At 66.0% G+C, this 19,683-nt stretch carries 15 protein-coding genes and 1 pseudogene; 4 read left to right on the top strand and 12 right to left on the bottom strand.

All coding sequences use genetic code 11. From position 1 onward, the window contains the following. Positions 1-5: 5 nt before the first annotated feature. The 6 genes from JQ639_RS07675 to JQ639_RS07650 form a co-directional block, all read right to left on the bottom strand. Positions 6-920 (bottom strand): branched-chain amino acid ABC transporter permease, encoded by a 915-nt coding sequence (locus JQ639_RS07675; protein WP_211965541.1) that lies wholly within the window; start codon positions 918-920, stop codon positions 6-8. Further along, complete coding sequence (locus JQ639_RS07670) at positions 917-1,777, bottom strand: branched-chain amino acid ABC transporter permease (protein WP_211965540.1); 861 nt, start codon at positions 1,775-1,777, stop codon at positions 917-919. The genes JQ639_RS07675 and JQ639_RS07670 overlap by 4 nt, the downstream gene beginning before the upstream one ends. Position 1,778: 1 nt before the next feature. Then, a complete protein-coding gene (locus tag JQ639_RS07665) occupies positions 1,779-2,474 on the bottom strand; it encodes an ABC transporter ATP-binding protein (RefSeq protein ID WP_349644644.1) in 696 nt (231 codons plus the stop codon). A 32-nt stretch (positions 2,475-2,506) separates the two neighbouring features. Further along, positions 2,507-3,265, bottom strand: coding sequence for an ABC transporter ATP-binding protein (locus JQ639_RS07660; RefSeq protein ID WP_211965538.1), 759 nt, complete (start codon positions 3,263-3,265; stop codon positions 2,507-2,509). A gap of 4 nt (positions 3,266-3,269) precedes the next feature. Continuing rightward, positions 3,270-4,490, bottom strand: coding sequence for an ABC transporter substrate-binding protein (locus tag JQ639_RS07655; protein WP_211965537.1), 1,221 nt, complete (start codon positions 4,488-4,490; stop codon positions 3,270-3,272). 343 nt (positions 4,491-4,833) lie between these two features. Further along, positions 4,834-6,213, bottom strand: coding sequence for an LLM class flavin-dependent oxidoreductase (locus JQ639_RS07650; protein ID WP_211965536.1), 1,380 nt, complete (start codon positions 6,211-6,213; stop codon positions 4,834-4,836). 297 nt (positions 6,214-6,510) lie between these two features. Here JQ639_RS07650 and JQ639_RS07645 point away from each other — a divergent pair, with 297 nt between their 5' ends. Continuing rightward, positions 6,511-6,741 carry a hypothetical protein gene (locus JQ639_RS07645; protein WP_211965535.1) on the top strand — a complete coding sequence of 77 codons (231 nt, stop codon included), beginning with the start codon at positions 6,511-6,513 and terminating at the stop codon, positions 6,739-6,741. Between the two features lie 26 nt (positions 6,742-6,767). On the opposite strand, the gene JQ639_RS07640 is transcribed toward JQ639_RS07645, so the two are convergent. The 3 genes from JQ639_RS07640 to JQ639_RS07630 form a co-directional block, all read right to left on the bottom strand. After that, positions 6,768-7,637, bottom strand: a complete 870-nt coding sequence (locus tag JQ639_RS07640; protein WP_211965534.1) for a helix-turn-helix domain-containing protein — start codon at positions 7,635-7,637, stop codon at positions 6,768-6,770. Between the two features lie 491 nt (positions 7,638-8,128). Further along, positions 8,129-8,968: an AraC family transcriptional regulator gene (locus JQ639_RS07635; protein WP_211965533.1), complete on the bottom strand. Its 840-nt coding sequence runs from the start codon at positions 8,966-8,968 to the stop codon at positions 8,129-8,131. Between the two features lie 131 nt (positions 8,969-9,099). After that, complete coding sequence (locus JQ639_RS07630) at positions 9,100-10,107, bottom strand: SphA family protein (RefSeq protein WP_211965532.1); 1,008 nt, start codon at positions 10,105-10,107, stop codon at positions 9,100-9,102. Positions 10,108-10,814: 707 nt separating this feature from the next. Between JQ639_RS07630 and JQ639_RS07625 the strand changes: the two genes are divergently transcribed. Further along, entirely contained in the window at positions 10,815-11,606 is a 792-nt protein-coding gene (locus tag JQ639_RS07625) for a MoaF C-terminal domain-containing protein (RefSeq protein WP_211965531.1), read from the top strand. Between the two features lie 105 nt (positions 11,607-11,711). Continuing rightward, entirely contained in the window at positions 11,712-12,101 is a 390-nt protein-coding gene (locus tag JQ639_RS07620) for a nuclear transport factor 2 family protein (RefSeq protein ID WP_211965530.1), read from the top strand. Positions 12,102-12,151: 50 nt separating this feature from the next. Here JQ639_RS07620 and JQ639_RS07615 read toward each other — a convergent pair whose 3' ends face one another. Continuing rightward, positions 12,152-13,090, bottom strand: a complete 939-nt coding sequence (locus JQ639_RS07615) for an AraC family transcriptional regulator (protein ID WP_211965528.1) — start codon at positions 13,088-13,090, stop codon at positions 12,152-12,154. A gap of 700 nt (positions 13,091-13,790) precedes the next feature. On the opposite strand from JQ639_RS07615, the gene JQ639_RS07610 reads away from it, so the two are divergent. Continuing rightward, positions 13,791-15,383 carry a GMC family oxidoreductase gene (locus JQ639_RS07610; protein ID WP_211965526.1) on the top strand — a complete coding sequence of 531 codons (1,593 nt, stop codon included), beginning with the start codon at positions 13,791-13,793 and terminating at the stop codon, positions 15,381-15,383. 245 nt (positions 15,384-15,628) lie between these two features. Here JQ639_RS07610 and JQ639_RS07605 read toward each other — a convergent pair. Then, positions 15,629-15,757, bottom strand: a pseudogene (locus tag JQ639_RS07605) (glycosyltransferase family 4 protein); the annotation flags it as partial. Between the two features lie 57 nt (positions 15,758-15,814). Continuing rightward, entirely contained in the window at positions 15,815-19,357 is a 3,543-nt protein-coding gene (locus JQ639_RS07600; protein ID WP_211965524.1) for an autotransporter domain-containing protein, read from the bottom strand. Between the last annotated feature and the right edge of the window lie 326 nt (positions 19,358-19,683).

Genomic DNA, 19,683 nt, shown 5'->3' with positions numbered 1-19,683 from the left:
GATTGTCAGACGCGGGGGGATGTCTGGTCCGCGAGCACCGAGCGTGGTTCGCGGCCGAAGCCATCCGGCTTGAAGATCAGCAGCGCGACCAGCCCGACACCGACGAGACACAGGCGGATGGCGGCGAGATCGGACGCACCAAGGCCGGGAATATAGTCGATCAGGAAGCGGCTGCCTTCCAGCAGGAACACCAGCGTGAACGCGCTGACGAGCACGCCGCGGTTGCTGCCGCGGCCGCCGATCACCACCACCATGAAGGCGTAGGCGGTGATGATGGGGCCGAACTGGGTGGGATCGATATAAGTGTAGTAGAAGGCGTGCAAGCTGCCGGCAAGGCCGAGAATGGCGCCGCCGACAGCGAAGACGCGCACGCGGACGCCGAGGACCGATTTGCCGAGGGCCTCGACGACACCAGGATCGTCGCGCGTCGCGCGCACGAGGCGGCCGAACGGCGAGCGTGCCAGCACCTCGAGGATCACGTAAACCGCGACAACGGCGAGGAGGGCGATGGCGAGGAAGCCGGTGTCGGCGAGGTCGCGCGGCCACAGCTCCTGGAATGGACGCGCGATGCCGGTGACGCCGAGCATGCCGCGCGTCAGCCAGCCCTCATAGCTGATGACAAGACGCAGGCACTCGGCGAAGCCAAGCGTGACGATCGCCAGATAATCCTCCGACAGCCGTACCGAGATCAGCGAGCTGGCGGCGCTGACCGCGGCAACGCCGGCCATGGCGGCGGCGAGTGCGAGCAGCGGCGGCACGCCCTGGACGGTGAGCAGGGCGGCGATGTAGGCGCCGAGCATATAGAAACCGAACAGGCCGAAATTGACGAGGCCACCCAGGCCCCATTGCAGGTTGAGCGCGAGTCCGGCGAGGGTCGCGATCGCGACGACGGTCAGCGTGGCGACGAGATAGGCGGTCATTTGGTGATCCACCGCGTTCCGAACAGGCCCCAGGGCCGCAGCAGCAGCAGGCCGGCCATGACCAGGAAGGTCACGATCATGCGATAGTGGACCGGCATCACCAGCGTCGCCAGCTCCTCGGCGATGCCGAGGGTCAGCGCGCCGGCGACCGCGGCCATGGGATTGGCGATGCCGCCGAGAATGGCCGCGGTGAATACCGGCAGCAGGTAGGTCCAGCCCATCTGCGGCTCGATGTTGGCATCGAGGCCGACCAGCACGCCGGCGATCGCCACCAGGATGCCGGACAGCACCCAGACGGCGGCGACGACCCGTGCGCGGGTGATGCCGCGAACGGCCGCGAGGTCGGGATTGTCCGCCACCGCGCGCATCATGCGGCCGAGGCGGGTGAAACGGAAGATCACCCACACCGCGGCGAGCGCGACGACGACAGTGGCGAGGATGGTGAGCTGTTCGTGGTTGAGGCGAATGCCGCCGAGGCGCAGCGGCCGCGCCACCGCGACGTCATAAGCGCGCGGCGAACTGCCGGCGAGGAAGCGGATGGCGTTTTCGAGCGCGATGGCGACCCCCATGGAGGCGACCAGCAAGGTCACGCCCGAACGGCTGCGCAGCGGGCGGTAGGCAAGCCAGTCGATCGCAACGGCGAGGACGGAGAACAGCACGGCGCCGCCGCCTGCGGCGAGCCACAGCGGCAGACCAAGGACGACATTGCCGACATAGACGAGATAGGCGCCGCAGGTCAGATAGGAGCCGATGGCGTAGTTGGCGAAGCGCAGCACGCTGAAGGTCAGGGACAGCGCAAGTGCCGGCAGCGCCAGCAGAAGGCCCGTGACGATGCCGTTGACGAGAAGCTGGCCCACGTCACGCGCCCCCAAGGTAGAGATGGCGGATATCTGGGTTCGCGAGCAGGTCTGCGGCCGGCGCGTCCAGGCGGATGCGGCCGCTGACGAGGACGATGCCGCGGTCGGCGGCGCCGAGGCCGAGGCGGGTGTTCTGCTCGATGATCAGCAGCGTGACGCCGGAGGCGGCGATGCGGCCGATGATCGCGAACAGGCTCTCGGCGTTGCGTGGCGACAGGCCGGCAGACGGTTCGTCCAGCGCCAGCACGGACGGTTGCGGCATCAGCGCGGCGGCCATCGCCACCATCTGGCGCTGGCCGCCGCTGAGATGCCCGGCCATATGGCGCAACCGCGCGCGGATTTCGGGAAAGAGGTCGAGCACGGCGTCGAGGCGGTCGGCGAACGCCGCGCGGGCGCGGTCGGCGGTGAACTCGTAGCCGACCGTCAGGTTCTCCAGCACCGTCATGTTGCGAAAGACGTTGGCTTCCTGCGGCACGTAGGCGAGTCCCCGGGCGGCGCGGCCGGGCGCGCCGAGGCCGGTCACGTCGGCGTCGCCGAGCAGGATGTGCCCGCTGAACGGCGAGAGGAGACCGACGGCGGTCTTCATCAGGGTCGACTTGCCCGAACCGTTGGGGCCGACGACGACCAGCGTCTCGCCGGTGCCCACCGCAAGACTCACGCCGTGCAGGATCGGCTGGCCGCCGTAACCGGCAACCACGTCGCGCAATTCAAATCCGGTCGGCTGAGAGGTTATGGCAGAGTCCCCAGATAGGCCGACGCCACCTGGGTGTCGGCGATCACGTTGTCGAAGCGGCCCTCGGTCAGCACCTGACCCTCGGTCAGCACATAGACGTGGTCGCTGAGCGCACGGACCATGGCCATGTTGTGCTCGACGAGGCCGAAGGTCACGCCCTCCTGGCGAAGCGCCTGCACGAACGCGACGACCTCACTGATGCGCGTCGGGTTTACGCCTGCGCTGGGCTCGTCCATCAGCACGATGCGCGGGTCGAGCATCAGCGCGCGACACAGCTCGAGCAGCTTTTTCTGGCCGCCCGACAGTGTGCCGGCCGGTGCGTCCGCGAGCCGCCACAGGTCGACGCGCTGCAGCAGTGCGCGCGCCTTGTCGATCCCGGCGGCTTCCTCGTCGCGCATGGCGCCGCGGGCGAACACCAGCGAGGCGAGACGTTCGCCACGCGCGTGCGGCCGCGCCACGAGAAGGTTCTCCAGGACTGTGAGGCTGGACAGCTCGCTTGACAGCTGGAAGGTGCGGGCAAGGCCGCGCCGCGCGCGCCATGCCGGGCCGTGCCGCGTGACCGTTTGTCCGCCGAGCCGGACGTCGCCGGCGACAGGGCGCACGGCGCCGGCCAGCACGCCGAACAACGTCGATTTGCCTGCGCCATTGGGGCCGATCAGCGCGGTGACAGCGCCGGCCGCCAGGCGCACGGACACCCCGTTCAGCGCCTTGAAACCGCCCTCGTAGACGACGCTGACGTTGTCGGCCTCGAGCATCGTCTCAGCGGATCTCGCCGATCAACTTGCTGTCGCCTGACTTGATGACGAAGTGGCCGTAGGTCAGGTTGGTCTGGTCGCCGTTCGCGGTGAAGCGGAAATCGGAGGCCGCGCCGGCGTAGCGGAACGGTTTGCCGGCGCGCAGCAGCTTGAGCGCCTCGGCGGGATCGCCGACGGACGGCGCGTCGGCGTTGGCGAGCGCTGCGAATTCGGGGCCGAAGCGCGTCGCGTCGGTGCTCTTGGCTTTCTCGATGGCGAGCGCGGTGAGCACGATCTGGTCGAACACCTGGGCGCCGAAGGTCATGATGGTGCCGTCCGGCTTGCCGATCTCCTTGAGATAGCGGCTGTAGGCTTCGGACTTGCCGACCGGCACGTGCTGGGTGTGATGCACGCCCTCGGCGACGTTGGCGCCGACATTCTTGACGAACTGACCGTTGCTGCCAGCAGCGTTGCCGAACGCATAGATCGTGCTGTCATAACCCGAGCGGAACGCTTCCTTGGCAATCGCGCTGAGCTCGTTGATGTAGGCGGCGACGAAGACGGCGTCGGGCTTCTTGGCGAACACCTGCTCGACCTCGGTGCGATAGGACGGCTGGCCGGCATTGAAGCTGACCTCGTCGAGCACCTTGCCGCCGGCCTTGGTGAAGGCGTCGCGGAACGGCTGGATCGTGCTCTTGGTGAACGGCGTCTGCAGCACGAGGATCGAGGCCGTCTTGACGCCGCTGGTGACCATCGCCTTGCTGAAGGCTTCGCCCCAGGCGCGGCCATTGGTCTGGAAGCGCCACACGAGATTGCGGTTGTCGCCCTCGGTGATCTCGTCAGCCGAGCCATTGACGCTGAGCAGAACGCCCCTTTCCAGCGTAATCGGCTTGACAGCGAGTGCGACCGCGCTGCTCCACACGCCGCCGACCGAGACGACCTTGTCGACGTCGATCAGTTTGCGGACGGCGGCGACGCCGGCGGTCGGCTGCGACTCGTCGTCCGCCACCACCAGCTCGAGCTTGCGGCCGAGCACACCCCCTGCGTCATTGATGATTTTCACGGCGGCGCGCGCCGCCTGCTCCTCTTCCGGACCATAGGGGCCGCCGGTACCGGTCAGCGGGGCCAGCAGGCCGATCCGGAGAGGGCCGTCATCGGCAAGGGACAGCGCAGGTGCGGACAGGGTGGCGGTCAGCGCCAGCGAGGCGGCCAGGACGGAACGGCGCGACAGGTACGAGGATAGCACGGTCATCTCCAAACGTTCGGTCGCGCGCAGTCACGCAGCATTGCTGCCTGCAAATCCGCCCACGGCCGATTCCGGTGTAAGTGCCGGCCGGCGGTCAGCGACCGTCCTCAGCGGGCACGTTCACCATCGACGTCCCGCGGCTCGCCATTCATGTCAACACGTTCACGAAAAGAAGAATGTTTCGATGACGTATCGCTGCCATGGGGCAACAACACACTCCATCATGGACAAAAAATGAAACGTTTCTCGCCGCGCGAGCTGGGCCAGGGGCTCGGCTGACCGCTCGGCGGGCCGGGTTCCTGGAATCGGGGGATGGAAGCTGTGCCCAGGACAGTGGACGTCGCTAGCCGGATGTCGCTGCCGGGCGGTGGCGCGTCGCCGGATGCGGCGCGCTCAGGCGCGCGCGGCCGTTGCCGAACAGCTTTTCGCGTAGCGTGCCGGTCTGGTAATCGGCTTTGTAGCGCCCGCGCCGGGTCAGCTCCGGGACCAGCAGGTCGGCGACGTCGGCAAAACTGCCGGGCGAGACAGCAAAGGCGAGGTTCAGGCCATCGACGCCGGTGGCCTCGATCCAGGCCTCGATGCCGTCGGCGACCTTGTCCGGGGTCCCCACCAGCACCGGGCCGATGCCGCCGATACCGACATGCTCGGCAACCTCGCGCACGGTCCATACCCGGTCGGGATCGGCGCGGCTGATGTTGTCCATGGCGGTGCGACCGGCCTCGTTCTCGACGTGGCGGATCTCCTGGTCGAGGGCGTAGGTCGAGAAGTCGACGCCGGTCCACCCGGACATCAGCGTCAGCGCGCCCTCATGGCTGATGTGGCGGCGATAGTCGGCGTGTTTCGCCGCGGCCTCGGCTTCGGTTTCGCCGAGGATGACCGTCATGATGCTGAAAATCAGCAGCTCCGCCGGATCGCGGCCGGCTTCCGCGGCGAGCGTGCGCAGCGCATCGACTCGCGCGGCGACGATCTTCGCCGACGGGCCGGACACGAAGACGCATTCTGCATGGCGCGCCGCGAAGATGCGGCCGCGCGGCGAGGTGCCGGCCTGGTACAGCACCGGCGTGCGCTGCGGCGACGGCTCGCTGAGATGGATGGCGTCGAGGCGATAATGCGGTCCGTCGTGGCGCACGCGATGCACCTTGGCGGGATCGGCGAAGATGCCGCGCGTCCGGTTGCGCAGCACCGCGTCGTCCTGCCAGCTGCCCTCCCAGAGCTTGTAGACGACCTCCATGTAGTCGTCGGCGACGTCGTAGCGGTCATCGTGGGCGGTCTGCTGTGCGCGACCCATGCCGCGCGCGGCGCTGTCGAGATAGCCGGTGACGACGTTCCAGCCGATGCGCCCTTCGGTCAGGTGGTCGAGCGTCGACATCCTTCGCGCGAACGGATATGGCGGCTCATAGGACAGCGTGCAGGTGACGCCGAAGCCGAGATGTTGCGTCACCGCAGCCATCGCCGACACCAGCATCAAGGGATCGTTGACCGGCACCTGTGCAGCATTGCGCAGTGCTGCATCGGGATTGCCGCCGAACACATCGTAGACGCCGAGGACGTCGGCGAGGAACAGGCCATCGAAGCGGCCGCGCTCCAGCGTGCGGGCGAGTTCCAGCCAGTAGGGCAGGCGGTTGTAGTCGGTGGAACGGTCCTGCGGATGGGTCCACAGCCCTGGCGACTGATGCGCCACGCAGTTCATGGCGAAGGCGTTCAGGCGGATGTCTCGGGGCATGGCGGATCTCGCGGTGCGGCGGCCGAAGCGAACGGGGTGATGCCGTCCGCGATAATCGGTTCCGCAGGTGCTGACAAGCGATGCGCCGTCTTCCGGGCCGCGCGCGCTGCGTCGGTGCGCCGCCGCCGGCGGCGGTTTAGCCTCATCGGACGATCCTGCAGGAAACAAACCTGCTGCATGCGTACGCGCGCGAAACGCGTTCATTGTTTTCTTCGCGCACGCATTGCCAATCCGCCGATGCGGCAGGAGCATCACGACAACGCGGCGTGATGCGTCGCAGGGAACAGGAGCGTTGCGATGGCAGAATCCGGGGTGATCGATCTGCAGGCATGGCGCAAGCGTCTCGTGCAGCGCGATGAGGCATCGCAGCCGTCATCGCCGCAGGAGCCGTCGCTGCCCGCACAGGGCACGTCCGGCGAACTGTCGGCCGCGTCGTTCGCATTGCCGATGGCGTTCTTCGCGTTCTGGCCGGCGTTCGTTCCGGCCGAGGCGACGCAATGGCCGCGGCGGCCGGGCGCGGGTGATTGACCGCGCCTGTGGTTCGTGGCGGCAGATCAGCTCTGGCGGCCGAACAGCTGCATCCGCAGCTCGCGTGCCGAGACGCCGTAGGCGCGGCGGAAACGGCGGCTGAAATGCGAGAAGTTCGAAAAGCCGAATTCGAGCGCCAGCGCGCCGATGGTCTGCTGCTTGAAGTCGGGTGAGCTGATCTTGGCGCGGCAGGCTTCAAGTCGTTGGCTCCATAGCCAACTCGAGAAGGTTTCGCCTTCCTGCCGGAAGAGCGCATGCAGGTAGCGGATCGAGATGCCGATATCCGCGGCGGCCCTGGCGGGCGACAGGCCCGGCGTCTGCAGGCGCGCGAGCGAGTACGACTTGATGCGCTTCAACGTCGCCGACCGAGTCCAGCTGTTCTGCCGGCGAGGCTTGATGATCTCGGCTGCGCTGATGGCCAGCAGGGATACCGCGGTTCCCGACAGCCGTGCAAACGTTCGTTCATCGAGGTCGCGCAGGTAGTCGGCGAGGCGATGCAGATAGCTTGCTGCCAGCGCCGACAGGCCGGAATTGCTGCCGAATGGCTGGGTGGCGATGATCTCCGGACAGCCGACGGCGCGGATGATCGCGTTCTCGGAAAAACCGACCAGCAGCGCCTCGAATGGGTCCTGGAAATCGACCTGGAACGGTCGTGTCAGGTCATGAAAGACATAATGACCGGCATCGATGCGAACGTCCTGGCCGTCCTGTCGGACCGTGCAGGAGCCGCTGATCACGAACGAGGCCAGCATCGTGGCGGATGGATCGCCGCCGGGGGCGGGGCCGTACCGCAGACGATCGCCGCTGATCCGGCACACCCGGACGTCGCCGGCCGCGTGAGCCTGAAGATCGGTCAGAGGCGAGGGCAGGGCGTGGTGAACGCCGATACCCGGCATGGCGTCACCAAGCGCGGGACGCGTGTCAAAGGAAAGGCGCTGCAAATCATGTCGCGTGCTTGCGAGGCAGTCGGTGATATCCATTGCTGCAATCGGTCCCCACATCCGTTCGTGGCGGGCCCGCCGCCGTCATTCGCGTCCCGTTCTGGCGGGCATGCCTGCGAATGTCGGAATCAAGGGGCCAACGGCACGTCCGAGTCTCAGTGGAGTTACGGATCTGGCGTTCGCGTCGCGCTTGCGGCGATGTGAGACGTGGACGTCAAATCAACTCCACCTGATGCGACGATAAGTCCGAACGTTCTACAATCGAAGCCCAATATGCGGGAAACCATGCTATCTGCCTGCAAGGGCAACTCTTTGGTCTCTCCAAATCAACGTGCTCATAACGCCCTGCAATATTGCTGCGGCGCAGGGGGAAGCCGTCGCGGCGCGTCGCGCGTGCAGGGATATCCGGCGGCAAGAGGCGTGCGAATCGGCGTCCCGGCCGTTCCTTACGGCCGATAGGCGCGCGGCGACAGCCCGAACGCGCTCTTGAACGAGCGGCTGAAGTGGGAGAAGTCGCGGAAACCGCAGTCGAACGCGATCTGTTTGATGGACCGGCTCGCCAGCAGCGGATCATCGAGCTTGCGGCGCGTCCTCTCCAGCCGGCGCTGGGCCATCCATTCGCGCGGGGTGGTGTCGAACTGGTAGAAGCGTTTCTGCAGCGAGCGCAGCGTCATGCCAAGCTCGGTGGCGAGTGCGTTGACGTCGAACGCGGGGCTGTCGAGCTGGTCCTCGGCCCGCACCAGGTTGGAGAGGAAGTTCTGATCGGATGCGGTGTCGGCAGCCTCGTCGATCGCGACCTCGATGAGATCGGCGAGCACCTCGCCCATCTTCTGGACGATCATGCCGTCGGCGCCGGGAACGAAATCCTTCATCCGCCGGATGCAGTCGGTCAGGAGGAGGCCGATCGAGTCGTCCTCGCCGAGGCGGATGGCGTGCCGGCGGTGGGGACGAAAGCGCAGCGAGAACACCGGACCGCCGGAAGCGATCACGCATTCCGCCTGCGCATCCGCGGCGCTCCAGTGGATCTGCGCGAACGGCGTGATCAGCAGCGCTTCTCCCGCATGGAGCGGATGGCTGTCGCCATTGCTATGCAGCATGCCACGACCACGGGTCTGGATGCAGATGGCGAAGCTGAAATGGCAGTCCGGATCGTTGGGAGAAATCCTGAGGTCAGTTCCGTGGCCGTCCCAGAACTGCAGTCCGGTGAACTGCCCGCGCTGGGATCTGCGGTCGGGAGCACGGGATGGCGTCGATAGGAGGTGCGATCCGGTTTTCATTTCGATCATGGCGGACCATCTGTGTGTGAGTTCTGAAGACGGCCCGGCCGGCGATGGCGCACGCGCACCTCGCCGGCCAGCCGTTGGTCGATGAAGCGATCCGAAGCAGCCGCTTGGGGCTGCTTCGGACAGACCGGCGCTTACTTGAAGATCGCCGGGCGCTTGGTGATCGGGGCGGCCGGCTCGTCCGGCGCCCAGAGGCGGTAGCTGAGGCTCGCGAACGCGGTCCAGCCCTTGGTGATGCTGGCGGTGTCGCCGCCGGCGAGGTTCGGCGTGCCGCCGGACGCCTTGGACGAGACTTCGTCGAGCGCCCACACCGTGAGGGTGGCCGGTCCGAAGTTATAAGCGACAAGGCCGCCAACCGCCCAGATGTTGTAGCGGTTCACGTTGATTGCGCCGTTGTAGAACGCGCTGGACTTGTCGTTGCTGACCTGGCCGACATAGTAGGCGACCGGACCGAAGGTCCACTTGTCGATCGTCTTGGTGACGGTGAAGTCGGCGTGGAAGACGTCACCGCTCTGGTAGCCCGTATAGGTGTTCTTGGTGTTGAACTCCTCATACAGGAAGGCGGTGATGTTCCAGCCGTCCTTCAGATAGGACACGATCAGTTCGGGCTGGAAGGTCCACCACGGGTTGCCGACGTTGTTGAGGCCGGCCGGGCCGCTGATCGAGCCGTTCGGCGTGTAGATGCCGAGGCCGGTCTTGATGAAGAAGCCGCTGTCGCCGAGCTTCCAGCTCAATTCAACCGGCACGATGTAGGTGTTGTGCATGCCGGCCTGCTGCGCGTTCACCGGATTGCCGACGTCGGCCATGATGAACGGCTGCACGATGACGGCGTTGTAGGTGGCGCCAAGGAACGTCCAGCCCGGTACGAAGACGAGACCGGAGGCCTCGACCGCGGCATGCACCTGGGTCCGCGCACCGCCAACGTTCGGCGCGCCCGGACCGACGATGTTGGCCTGATAGGTGAAGACCTGGTCGAACATGTAGATGCCCGGGGGCGGCGCGCCGGCGCTCGCTCCGATGGTGATGCCGGGCTTGGTCGCCCAGCCGGGCGAGCCGAATTCATAGGCGCTGGCCGAGCCAAAGCTTGCCGCGGTCAATGCGGCAGCGCCGACCAGGACGCTTGCAGTCTGCTTGAAGTTCATCGTTCCCCCTAGCCCCGTGAAGCCAACGCTTCGCGAGTCAACGTCGTTGCAATGGGGAAATGCTATGGTGACGCTTTTCCAAGAGCTTCGCTGGCTGCGAAGTAAAAGTTGGCTCAGGACGAATGCGCGCGAGTGTGTCGATCGGGGCACAGATTGTCGGCGGATCGCTTTCTGAACGCTTCAGAATCGCCGTTCTAGACCGGTCGAGAAGTGTTGCTTGATCGTGCGTGCAGATCCGCCGATGGATCTCCCGGCGATGCGTTGTTTCTGTATATCGTCACCCGGAAATGGTGCACGAGCACGGACGATGCACCGCCATTTTGCGCCTCAATGTGTCCGCTTCCAGCCGGGCAGCAATCTATTCCTCCCGATGTTCGGCTGTTTACTGGGCCCGGCCTGCGGGCCGGGCCACTTTTATCGCTGTGGCGGCTTTGTCCTGCTTTCATTGTTGCGCTGCATCGCCTGTTGCTGGCATTGCGCATTCGCAATGCAGCAGCGCTGCCGGCACAATCGCAATCGTCAAGCGCCGGTGCACGATGCGATCTCGTGGCGGCTTGACCAGGCGCGAACAAAATCGGGTCTGATGCCGATAGCCCGCGGCCGTGGCCGGCTTTGAACTGGCGTGCGCTTCCACGGCCGTGCGAGGGTGCGCTGCGCCGGTCCGCGCCGCTGCGAGGCCGGCGATCCGCGAATGCAGGGACCGCCGCATGTCCACCCAGGACCGACCACAAGACTGGAAGAATTACGACGACTTCGCCGCCGGCATCGACACCAACCGGCTGCCGCAGTCACGTGCGCTCGATGGACGCTCGTTCGATCTTCGCTTCGATGACGCGCGCACGCTGCATCTCGCGTTCGCAGAGGGGCAGGTGGCATGGTCGGATGCCGACGGCGCCGGCAGCGATCCCTGCGATGTCGTCGAGGTCGCGCCATCCACCTACTTCGTCGATGTCGCCTTCGCGACCCGGGCGACGCAGGCGTCGACGCTGATGCTCAATACGGCGACGCGGCGGGTGCTGTGTGTCACCTCGATCGTCCGTGAAGCCGGTGAGGTGCGCGGCGAGCCACGCGTTGCCCAGGTGTTCCGGCCCGGCATCATCGGCAACCTCGATGGTGCGCTCGGTGCGGTGGTGCCGGCGCCGAGCCGCGACCTGATCGGTCTGCGTGCCCATTTCACCTACAGCCCGCAGCACACTTACGAGCACACCTACCTGTCGTCCGAACGCTATTGCTGGCAGTGTCTGGTGGGCGTGCAGCGCGGTCACGGTGATGTCGACCTGACCACGACCTACAAGTTCGACGACAACCAGTATGTGTTCACGTTCCGGGAATTCCTCATCCCCGTCGCCTCGGTGTTTTTCTACAACTTCGATGCGATGCGTTCGACCGGCAAGTTCCTGGGTATCACGGGCGCTGGCCAGATCGAAAACAGCCGCGCGGGTGCGCTCATCCGCAAGGCGTCGATGACGTTCTATCTGCCCGGCCAGGAGCCGGTCTGAAACGGCTGCTGAAGACAATTGGTCATCAACAGGAGTGATGGCGCCCTGGCGATGCCGTCACGATGGAATCGCACTCTGATCGAAAGGTGAAACTTGGAAGCGAAGATGCGGACGGCTTATGAAATCGTGAAAGCCCACTATGACGCCAGCAGCCGCGGCGACCTCGACGGCATGCTTGCCGATCTCGCGCCCGATGGGGAGTGGATCGAGATGGACGGCTCGCTGTGCGCGGGCACCCATGTCGGTCCCGCCGCCGTGGTCGAGAATGTGTTCAAGGTGATCGGCAGCACCTTCGAGGGCTTCGAGTTCCGGCTCGACCGGCTGCTCGACGCCGGCGACGAGGTGGTGGCGATCGGCGGCTATCGTGGCAAGCATCGCCAGAGCGGCAGGCCGTTCAGCGTGCGCACCGCCCATCTGTGGACGGTCAGGGACGGCAAGGTGCGCCGTTTCGAGCAGTTCACCAACACCAAGCTTCTGGAAGACGGCGCGGCCTGAGGCCGTGCATTCCGGCCGCGGTGCCCGTGAGGGCTCCGCGGCGCGGCCGGTCAATAGCCGCTGTGCCGGCGCGCGTCGCTCGGCGACATGCCGTAGCGCTTGCGGAAGGCCCGCGAGAAATGCGCGGTCGATGAGAAGCCGCAGGAGAACGCGATCTCCGAGATCGATCCGTTGCGGAAGCTGTTCGCGGTCAGGCGCTCCCTGGTGCGCTCGAGCCGCAGATCCCAGATGTACTGCGAAGGCGTCGTATCCGCGGCCTGGAACGCGCGGAAGATGTAGCGCCGCGAGCAGCCCATGCGCTGGGCAATTTCCTCGATGTCGAGGTCGCTGCGCGACAGGTTGTTCTCGATGTACGCCTTCACGCGGGCGCGCAGGATGCGCAGCGTGCAGGAATCGTCTCCCTCCTGATCCGAAGAGATCATCATCGTCGCCAGTCGTGCCAGCGAGTCGCCGACACGCGAAGCCTCCAGCTCTTCGAACTGTGCAATCTCGTCCATGGTCGAGCGCACGAACGCGGCGACGACGCGCGGCACGCCGGCAGGATCATCACAGAACACATGCGGCAGCGACAGCCGCTCCAGCGCCGCCGCCGAGAAGTTGTTGCGCGGCACCTGCAGCAGCAACTGGCTGATGCGCGACTGGTTGTTGAGCTGGTACGGGCGGGTCGGATCGTAAACGATCCAGGACTTCGGTCCGAGCGCGAATGCCTTGCTGTCCTGTTCGAAGATCGACTGGCCTTCGAGCTGCAGGATCAGCTTGATCGAGTCGACATCGTGGCTGCGTTGCACGACGCGTGTCGCCCTGACGCCGTGCGGGCTCGCGGTGATGCGTGACAGCCGGCATGCGCCGAGCGGGGCGGACGTCAACTCCGCGTCGGCGTCGTCATCGGCATGAAACCCGAGCTTGATATTGCCGAAGAACTTGCGTGCAGACTCGGCAAAAGACTGCCCCGAGCTGACCGTAACATGGTGGTCCTCGACCATGGTCATCGTTTTCCTCCATCGTTGCGGCCGGCGATCCGGTCCTGTTTTTTTGCCATCGTAGCGACGGCAGGATATTCGTCAATCTTTCTAAAACGTTGCACCGTTTTATCTGTGTCCGTCGGGTTCCGTTCCGGGGGTATCGAGACGGCTCCCCGGCGGCAGTTTATCCCGTGCGAAGTTTCGCTTGATCGCTGGCGCAGGCGGCCTCCGTGGCCGTCGCGGGATCGGTCCCGGCCCCCTAGTAATGCGGTTCCCACGACGCGCCCGCGTCGAATCGGAACCCGCCATGCCTGCGCTGTCGCCATCCCCACCAGCCTGTGTCGCCGCCGATGCTCCGTGCCAGCGGGCACGTCGCGCTACCGCGGCGCGCCCGGCCGATCCAGCCTGTGCGGCGAGCGTCTGGCAACGGGGCTGCGGATCGAGGCGGAAAGTGTCGGCATGGAACGTGATCGGCAAGATGAAGGGGCGGCGTGATCGCGCTGATGGCACAGCGGAAATCGGATGCTTGCGCTTCGATACATCGTTTGGCGCGGCCGCGAAAAGTAGTCACTTTGCAGTAACCTTTGAGGTCACCGCCGGGAAACTGACCGGTCTGGCCTGCGCCGATCGCGTGGATCGCTGGCGGCCTCGGCCCTTGTCCATACGAGTGCCGGGATTGCGCACGCGCCGGATCAATTCGACAACCCCAATCGCAAGGTATGCATGAATGGCTGAGGAATTCGACTACGTGGTGGCCGGTGCAGGCTCGTCCGGCTGTGTGATCGCCAACCGCCTGGTGGAGGCCGGCAAACGCGTTCTGCTGCTCGAATCGGGGCCGGCCGACAACGACATGTTCATCCACATCCCGGCGACGTTCGTCCGTGTCATCGGCACCGAGCGCAGCTGGGTCTACGAATCGGAGCCGCAGGCCAAGGCCGCCAACCGCGCCATGTACGTTCCGCAGGGCCGCACGCTCGGCGGTGGATCGTCGCTCAATGCCATGGTCTACATCCGCGGTCAGGCCCGCGATTACGACGAGTGGGCCGAGATGGGATGCGACGGCTGGGCGTGGCGCGATGTGCTGCCGGTGTTCCGCCGCTCCGAAGCCAACACCCGCCTCGTCGATGGCTACCATGGCAACGACGGCCCGTTGTCGGTCACCGACATCGCCTATAAGCATCCGTTCAGCCGCGGCTTCGTCGCGGCAGCGCAGCAGGTTGGCCTGCCGCTCAATCCGGATTTCAACGGCGAGCAGCAACTCGGCGCGGGCTTCTACCAGACCACGACGCGGCGGGGGCGGCGCGGCTCGACCGCGGTCATGTACCTGCGCCCGGTGATGCGCCGGCCCAATCTCAAGCTGATCACTGAGGCCCACGTCTCGCGAGTGGTGCTGGAAAACGGTGCGGCATCGGGCATCGCCTATCGCACGGCGGATGGCGCCGAGCACGTCGCGCGTGCCCGCCACGAGGTCATCCTTACGGCCGGGGCGCTGGCGACGCCCAAGATCCTGCTGCTGTCCGGCATCGGTCCTCAGCAGGAGCTCGCCGCGCTCGGCATCCCGGTGATCCGGGACCTGCAGGGGGTGGGGCGCAACTATCAGGACCATCTCGAGGTCTCTGTCTACGGCCGGGCCCGCAAGCCGATCAGCCTTCTCGGCAACGATAGCGGCCTCAAGGCGCTGCGTCATGGCGCGCAGTACTACCTGTTTAAATCGGGGCTCCTGACCTCCAACGTCGTCGAGAGCGGCGGTTTTGCCGACACCCTCGGCACCGGCCGGCCGGACATCCAGTTTCACGTTCTGCCGGTGCTCGCCGGCGACGTCGGCCGCGAGCCGCTGGAAGGCCACGGCATGTCGATCAACCCGTGTTTCCTGCGGCCGAAGTCGCGCGGCACCGTGCGGTTGCGCGCCGCCGATCCCTCGGCGCCGATCCTGTTCGATCCGAATTATCTCGCCGAGCAGGAGGACGTCGACGCCCTCGTGCGCGGCGTCAAGCTGGCACGCAAGATCCTGCGGGCCCCGGCGCTCAAGGCGCTGATCGAGAAGGAGTTGCTGCCGGGCGAAGCCGATGACCTCGACGACAAGGCGATCGAGGCGCATGTGCGCAGCTATGCCAAGACGGTGTACCATCCGGCAGGCACCTGCCGCATGGGCAAGGATGATGGCGCGGTGGTCGACCCCACGCTCAAGGTACGCGGCGTCAGCCGGCTGCGCGTCGCCGACGTCTCGGTGATGCCGAAGATCGTCAGCGGCAACACCAACGCCCCGGCTGTGATGATCGGCGAGCGCTGCGCTGATTTCGTGCTGGCGGAGAACCGGTGAGGGGGGATAGGGGATCGCGCCGCTCGCCCGGGCTGCGGCCATGTCGGGTGCACGCCGCTTCTGCATGCGGCCATTAAGGAGCTCAACCGCCTGGCGAGAAGACACGGTGTCGAACTGCGGCAATCCTATGTCGCGCTGCCAGGGTCCGGTCGCGCGAGCGCGTTCGACCGCCGGAAATGTTGAACTTCTGCTGCCTCCCCGGCAAAGCCGGGGGGCCTTCTTTGTTAGGCGAGCTAGGCAAGGCCTCCTGCGCGCGCGGCGACCAGTGCGCCGGCGGCGGCCATCGCCACGATCAGCGTCAAGCCAAAACCTTCGTTGCGCGAAGTGAAGGCGTAGCTCGTTAGCCGCTGATACCTGCGCTGTGCCTCATCGATCACCACCTAACAGACCCCCAGCCCGACGTCCGGCCATTTCTCGTTGTGAGTGGCCTCTCAGAACCTCCAGGTGAAATCGGCCTTCGCGCCGTTGTCGTGAGCGCCCTTGGCGATCTGTCCGGAATAAGCGATTCCGATCGTGGCGTTGCGCGTCACCGCGATCGACAGGCCTGCGTCGATCGCCGCGGCGTCACGTGCGATCGGCACGCCGGCAATCGTGAAGGGCGAGCCGCCGGCAAACGCGACGGCTATGGTCGGAGTCACGTCGCCGAAGGCGTGGCGCCAGCCAAGCGCGCCCTTCAGCGTCACGATGGCCCCGCCGACCTGGACCTCCGACGATCCGCGCAGGCCAAGTGTCGAGAAGGTCACGCCGGTGTCAGCAGCAACGCCCGTCAGCGCCGCAACGCTGCCGGCTTCGATAAAGCCGGTGCTGCGCACCCCGACCCAGGCAGCGGCGGCGAATGGCTCGAGCATGCTGTGCGGCGCAACGTCGAAACGATAGGCGAATTCGCCGAAGGCCTGTGCGGTCTCGGCCCGGCTGCCCGACGACAGGCGACCGACGAAGCCGGGGAAAGCGATCGTGCGTGTGGTGTCGAGGTTGTGCCAGCTATAGGCGGCCCCGGTACGCAGACCGAGTGCGCCAAGCTGCCAGCCGGCATAGGCGCCGACATGATAGTCGTCGCTGCCGACGCTGGCATTATCGGCATCGCTGCGCAGGCTGGTACGGCTGTAGCCTGCGAGTACGCCGAGCCGCATGCCCTCCGCCACCAGGGCATCCGTGCCAGTGACGATCCCCCTGGTGTCGCGCGACAGCGCCGCGGCATTGCCGTCGCTCGCGGTCGCTCCCCATGATCCGATCATGCGCCCCCAGATCGCAACAGCAGCGTCGCGGCGCACGGGCGTCTGGTCCAGCGAGGCATAGGCCATCGCGGGGTTGCCCGGCAGGCCGAGGTCACTGAAGGCATCCCTGATGCGATCCATCGCGGCGTCGCGCAACAGCCGGCTGTCCTCGATCAACGCCGACCGCGTCGAGGCGTGAATGTCGCCCGACAGTTGGTCGAAGGCGTTGCGCGCCTGCGCCGCATTGAGCATCACCACGGCATTCCACATCGCATTGCCGTAGCCGTACGCATCGGCCGCGGTGCCGGATGCGATCTGGTTGCGCGTTGTGCCGATACTGCCGAAGGCCGCGGCGTTGCGCGTCAGCATCAGATAGACGTCCTTGGCATCATAGCTGAGCGACGGCGTGAGGAACGCAGCGTCGGAGGTGACGCCGGCGAACGTGCCGGTCACCCCGCCAGCCGAGGTCAGGATCGTGTAGCGATTGGTCGCGGAATAGACGCCCGCGCCGACCTGCGCCTGTACGCTGCCGCCGCCGATCAAGGTCGTGCCAGTGACGGCGAGCTTGTCCGACGCTGTCGGTGAGACCTGGGCCTGGAAGGTCGAGCCGGCGGCGATCACCGCGTTGCCTGCGACGTTCAACGTACCAATCGAATTTCCCGGCGCGAGGATGCCCTGCAGTTGCAGGCCGCCAATCGTACCGTTGCCGCCGATCGTGCCGTCGCTGTTGACGATGACGGGCGCCCCCGACAGCGTGCCGTTGACGGACAGCGTTCCGCCGGTGACCGAAGCGATGCCGGTAAAACCGCTGGAATCGCCGGTCATAATGGTGTGGCCCGCTTGCTGATAGATCGTGCCAGATCCGGACAAGGCGGCATCGAACATGTAGGCGGAACTGGTGTGGTTGAAGATGAGCTGGCCGTTGCCGGCGCCAAACACAATGCCGGCCGCATTCACCGTTCCCGCGCCGACCGCCGTCCCGCCGGTAGAGGCGCCGATGATCAGCCTGCCGCTCGATCCCGCCTGGCTTGCGATCTGGATCGAATTCTGCACGACGACGCTGCCGCCATTGGCGACGATCAGCGCCCCGTCGCCGGAGAAGCCGACGCTCAAATCGCGGGCGCTGAGGGAAGAGCCGGCACCATCGACATTCAGCGTGCCCCGCCCCGTCGCCGCCACGCCCACACTGACGTCGCGGCCGGTGACGTTGCCGCCATGGGTGATATTGGCGGTGCCCGAGCCGCCCGAACCGACGTAAAAGAGATTCTCTACCGAAGCAGATGAATTCTGACCATCGACGTTCAGCGTGCCCGTGCTGCCCGTATTGTAACCGACGTAAAGATGGTTATGCGCAACGAGGCTTCCCCCCGCGGTGACATTGACCGTGCCGGTGCCGCTGCGACCGACGTCGAGCGCATAGGTCGTGAATGCCGAGCCTGCGCCGTCGATTTTGATCGCGCCCACGCTGCCGGACTGTGCGCCGACATAGCCGCCGGCGGCGCTCGCGGTCGCACCTCCCGTGATCACGAGGCTGCCATGACCGTATTCACCGACATGGAACAGGGAGCCACCACTGCTCTGGACGACCGTCAGCATCGAACCTTTGCCATCGATGGTCACGGTGCCTTGACCGCTCGGCTGCATGCCGACCAGCAGTCCGTCGACCGTCGCCGTGGCGCCGGTGTTCACCGTGAGACTTCCCTGGCCTTGATTGGCGATGGTCGCAGTACCGCCAAAGCCGGCGACCGGCGATACGGTCAGCGACGAACCTGTTCCCGACACCGTCACGCTCCCCCCAGCGGAGGCCTGATCCGCGACGAACAATGACCCGGTGACCCCGGCAGTGGCGCCCGCGGCAAGGCTGACGCTCGCTGTGCCGATAATGCCGACCTCAAGCACGGTGTTGGCCGTCGAGCCGACCTGAAGTGACGTGCTGGCTCCCGAGGCCGTGAGGGTGCCCTGTCCGCCAATACCGGTCGACATCTGGATGGAATTGGTGGTCTGAAAGCTTCCGCCGTTGGTCAAGGCGACTGTGCCCGTGCCGGCCCCCCCGATCGTGACCAGGCCATTGGTGGTGAGCTTCGAACCGTTGCCGTCGATGGTGACGGCCCCGCTTGCCCCCGCATATTGGCCAAGCGTGACGTTGACGTTTGCCGTGTTGGAGGCATGCACCTGCCCGGCGTTGGAGACCTTGAGCATACCGGTGCCATATAGTCCGACCGTCAGCGAACCGGCGGCGGTAAAAACAGATCCCGCGCCGTCGACGTTGACGGTTCCAGAACTGCCGGCGAAATTGCCGATCGCGACCAGCGTGGCGCCTGCCGTGCCGCCTGCGGTAAGGTTCAGCGTGCCGTTCCCGTAATTGCCGACATAGAGCGCCTGCCCGTTGACCACACTCCAGTTCGAGCCGGCGCCCGTCACGCTCACGGCGCCGGTCGCGTGCGAGCCGTCGCCGATGATGCCGGTCGACGAGAACAGCTGCGCGCCGGAGCTGACGGTCAGAGCACCGCTGTTGGCCTGAGCGACGTCGATCCCGTTCGCGTAGCCGGTGCCGCTGGACAGCACCGCTGGCGGCACGGATGCCGAGTCGAAGAAGACCGCGTCCGATCCCGTCGGCACCGCGTTGCCACCGCCGGGGATGATGGTCCAGTTGTTGGCAACCGACCAGTTCGACGACTGGCTGCCGTTCCAGACCAATTGGTCCGCAAATGACGGCGACAAACCGGCAACGAGCGCGATAGCGGTCGTGCCGAGCAGCATGGAAAGGCGACGAGACGAACGGCGATAATATCGAAGCATGACCGATCCCAGCGACGGAAGGCAAATCCCTCCGGAAGCGGATCAGCTAAAGCAGCTTCGAAGAATCGTCTTGCTCAGCGCTGGACTGTACTTGTCCGATTGATGAACCCGATGAGGTTTCTCCGCATTGCTGCGGTTTCGCAACACTTTTCCCCTGCGCGCCTTGAACCGGACATGACCCCACTTGACCTATACTGGACAAGGCAGCCGCGGCGTTGTTGAGCGTTCGACCACGTTGCCGTAACATCGGCCCATCCTGAACCGACACGCCCCCGAAGCGACCAACT

The sequence above is a fragment of the Bradyrhizobium sp. U87765 SZCCT0048 genome (genome assembly GCF_018131225.1).
GTDB lineage: Bacteria > Pseudomonadota > Alphaproteobacteria > Rhizobiales > Xanthobacteraceae > Bradyrhizobium_A.
Note: the sequence above shows the minus strand (reverse complement) of the source record. Positions and strands in the feature narration are given on the sequence as shown.

Coding starts and splice junctions, on each gene's coding strand:
- JQ639_RS07625 (WP_211965531.1), top strand. CDS start 10,815: ATGTCCACCCAGGACCGACCACAAGACTGGAAGAATTACGACGACTTC.
- JQ639_RS07600 (WP_211965524.1), bottom strand. CDS start 19,357: ATGCTGCTCGGCACGACCGCTATCGCGCTCGTTGCCGGTTTGTCGCCG.
- JQ639_RS07630 (WP_211965532.1), bottom strand. CDS start 10,107: ATGAACTTCAAGCAGACTGCAAGCGTCCTGGTCGGCGCTGCCGCATTG.
- JQ639_RS07615 (WP_211965528.1), bottom strand. CDS start 13,090: ATGACCATGGTCGAGGACCACCATGTTACGGTCAGCTCGGGGCAGTCT.
- JQ639_RS07650 (WP_211965536.1), bottom strand. CDS start 6,213: ATGCCCCGAGACATCCGCCTGAACGCCTTCGCCATGAACTGCGTGGCG.
- JQ639_RS07645 (WP_211965535.1), top strand. CDS start 6,511: ATGGCAGAATCCGGGGTGATCGATCTGCAGGCATGGCGCAAGCGTCTC.
- JQ639_RS07675 (WP_211965541.1), bottom strand. CDS start 920: ATGACCGCCTATCTCGTCGCCACGCTGACCGTCGTCGCGATCGCGACC.
- JQ639_RS07635 (WP_211965533.1), bottom strand. CDS start 8,968: ATGATCGAAATGAAAACCGGATCGCACCTCCTATCGACGCCATCCCGT.
- JQ639_RS07660 (WP_211965538.1), bottom strand. CDS start 3,265: ATGCTCGAGGCCGACAACGTCAGCGTCGTCTACGAGGGCGGTTTCAAG.
- JQ639_RS07610 (WP_211965526.1), top strand. CDS start 13,791: ATGGCTGAGGAATTCGACTACGTGGTGGCCGGTGCAGGCTCGTCCGGC.
- JQ639_RS07640 (WP_211965534.1), bottom strand. CDS start 7,637: ATGCCGGGTATCGGCGTTCACCACGCCCTGCCCTCGCCTCTGACCGAT.
- JQ639_RS07620 (WP_211965530.1), top strand. CDS start 11,712: ATGCGGACGGCTTATGAAATCGTGAAAGCCCACTATGACGCCAGCAGC.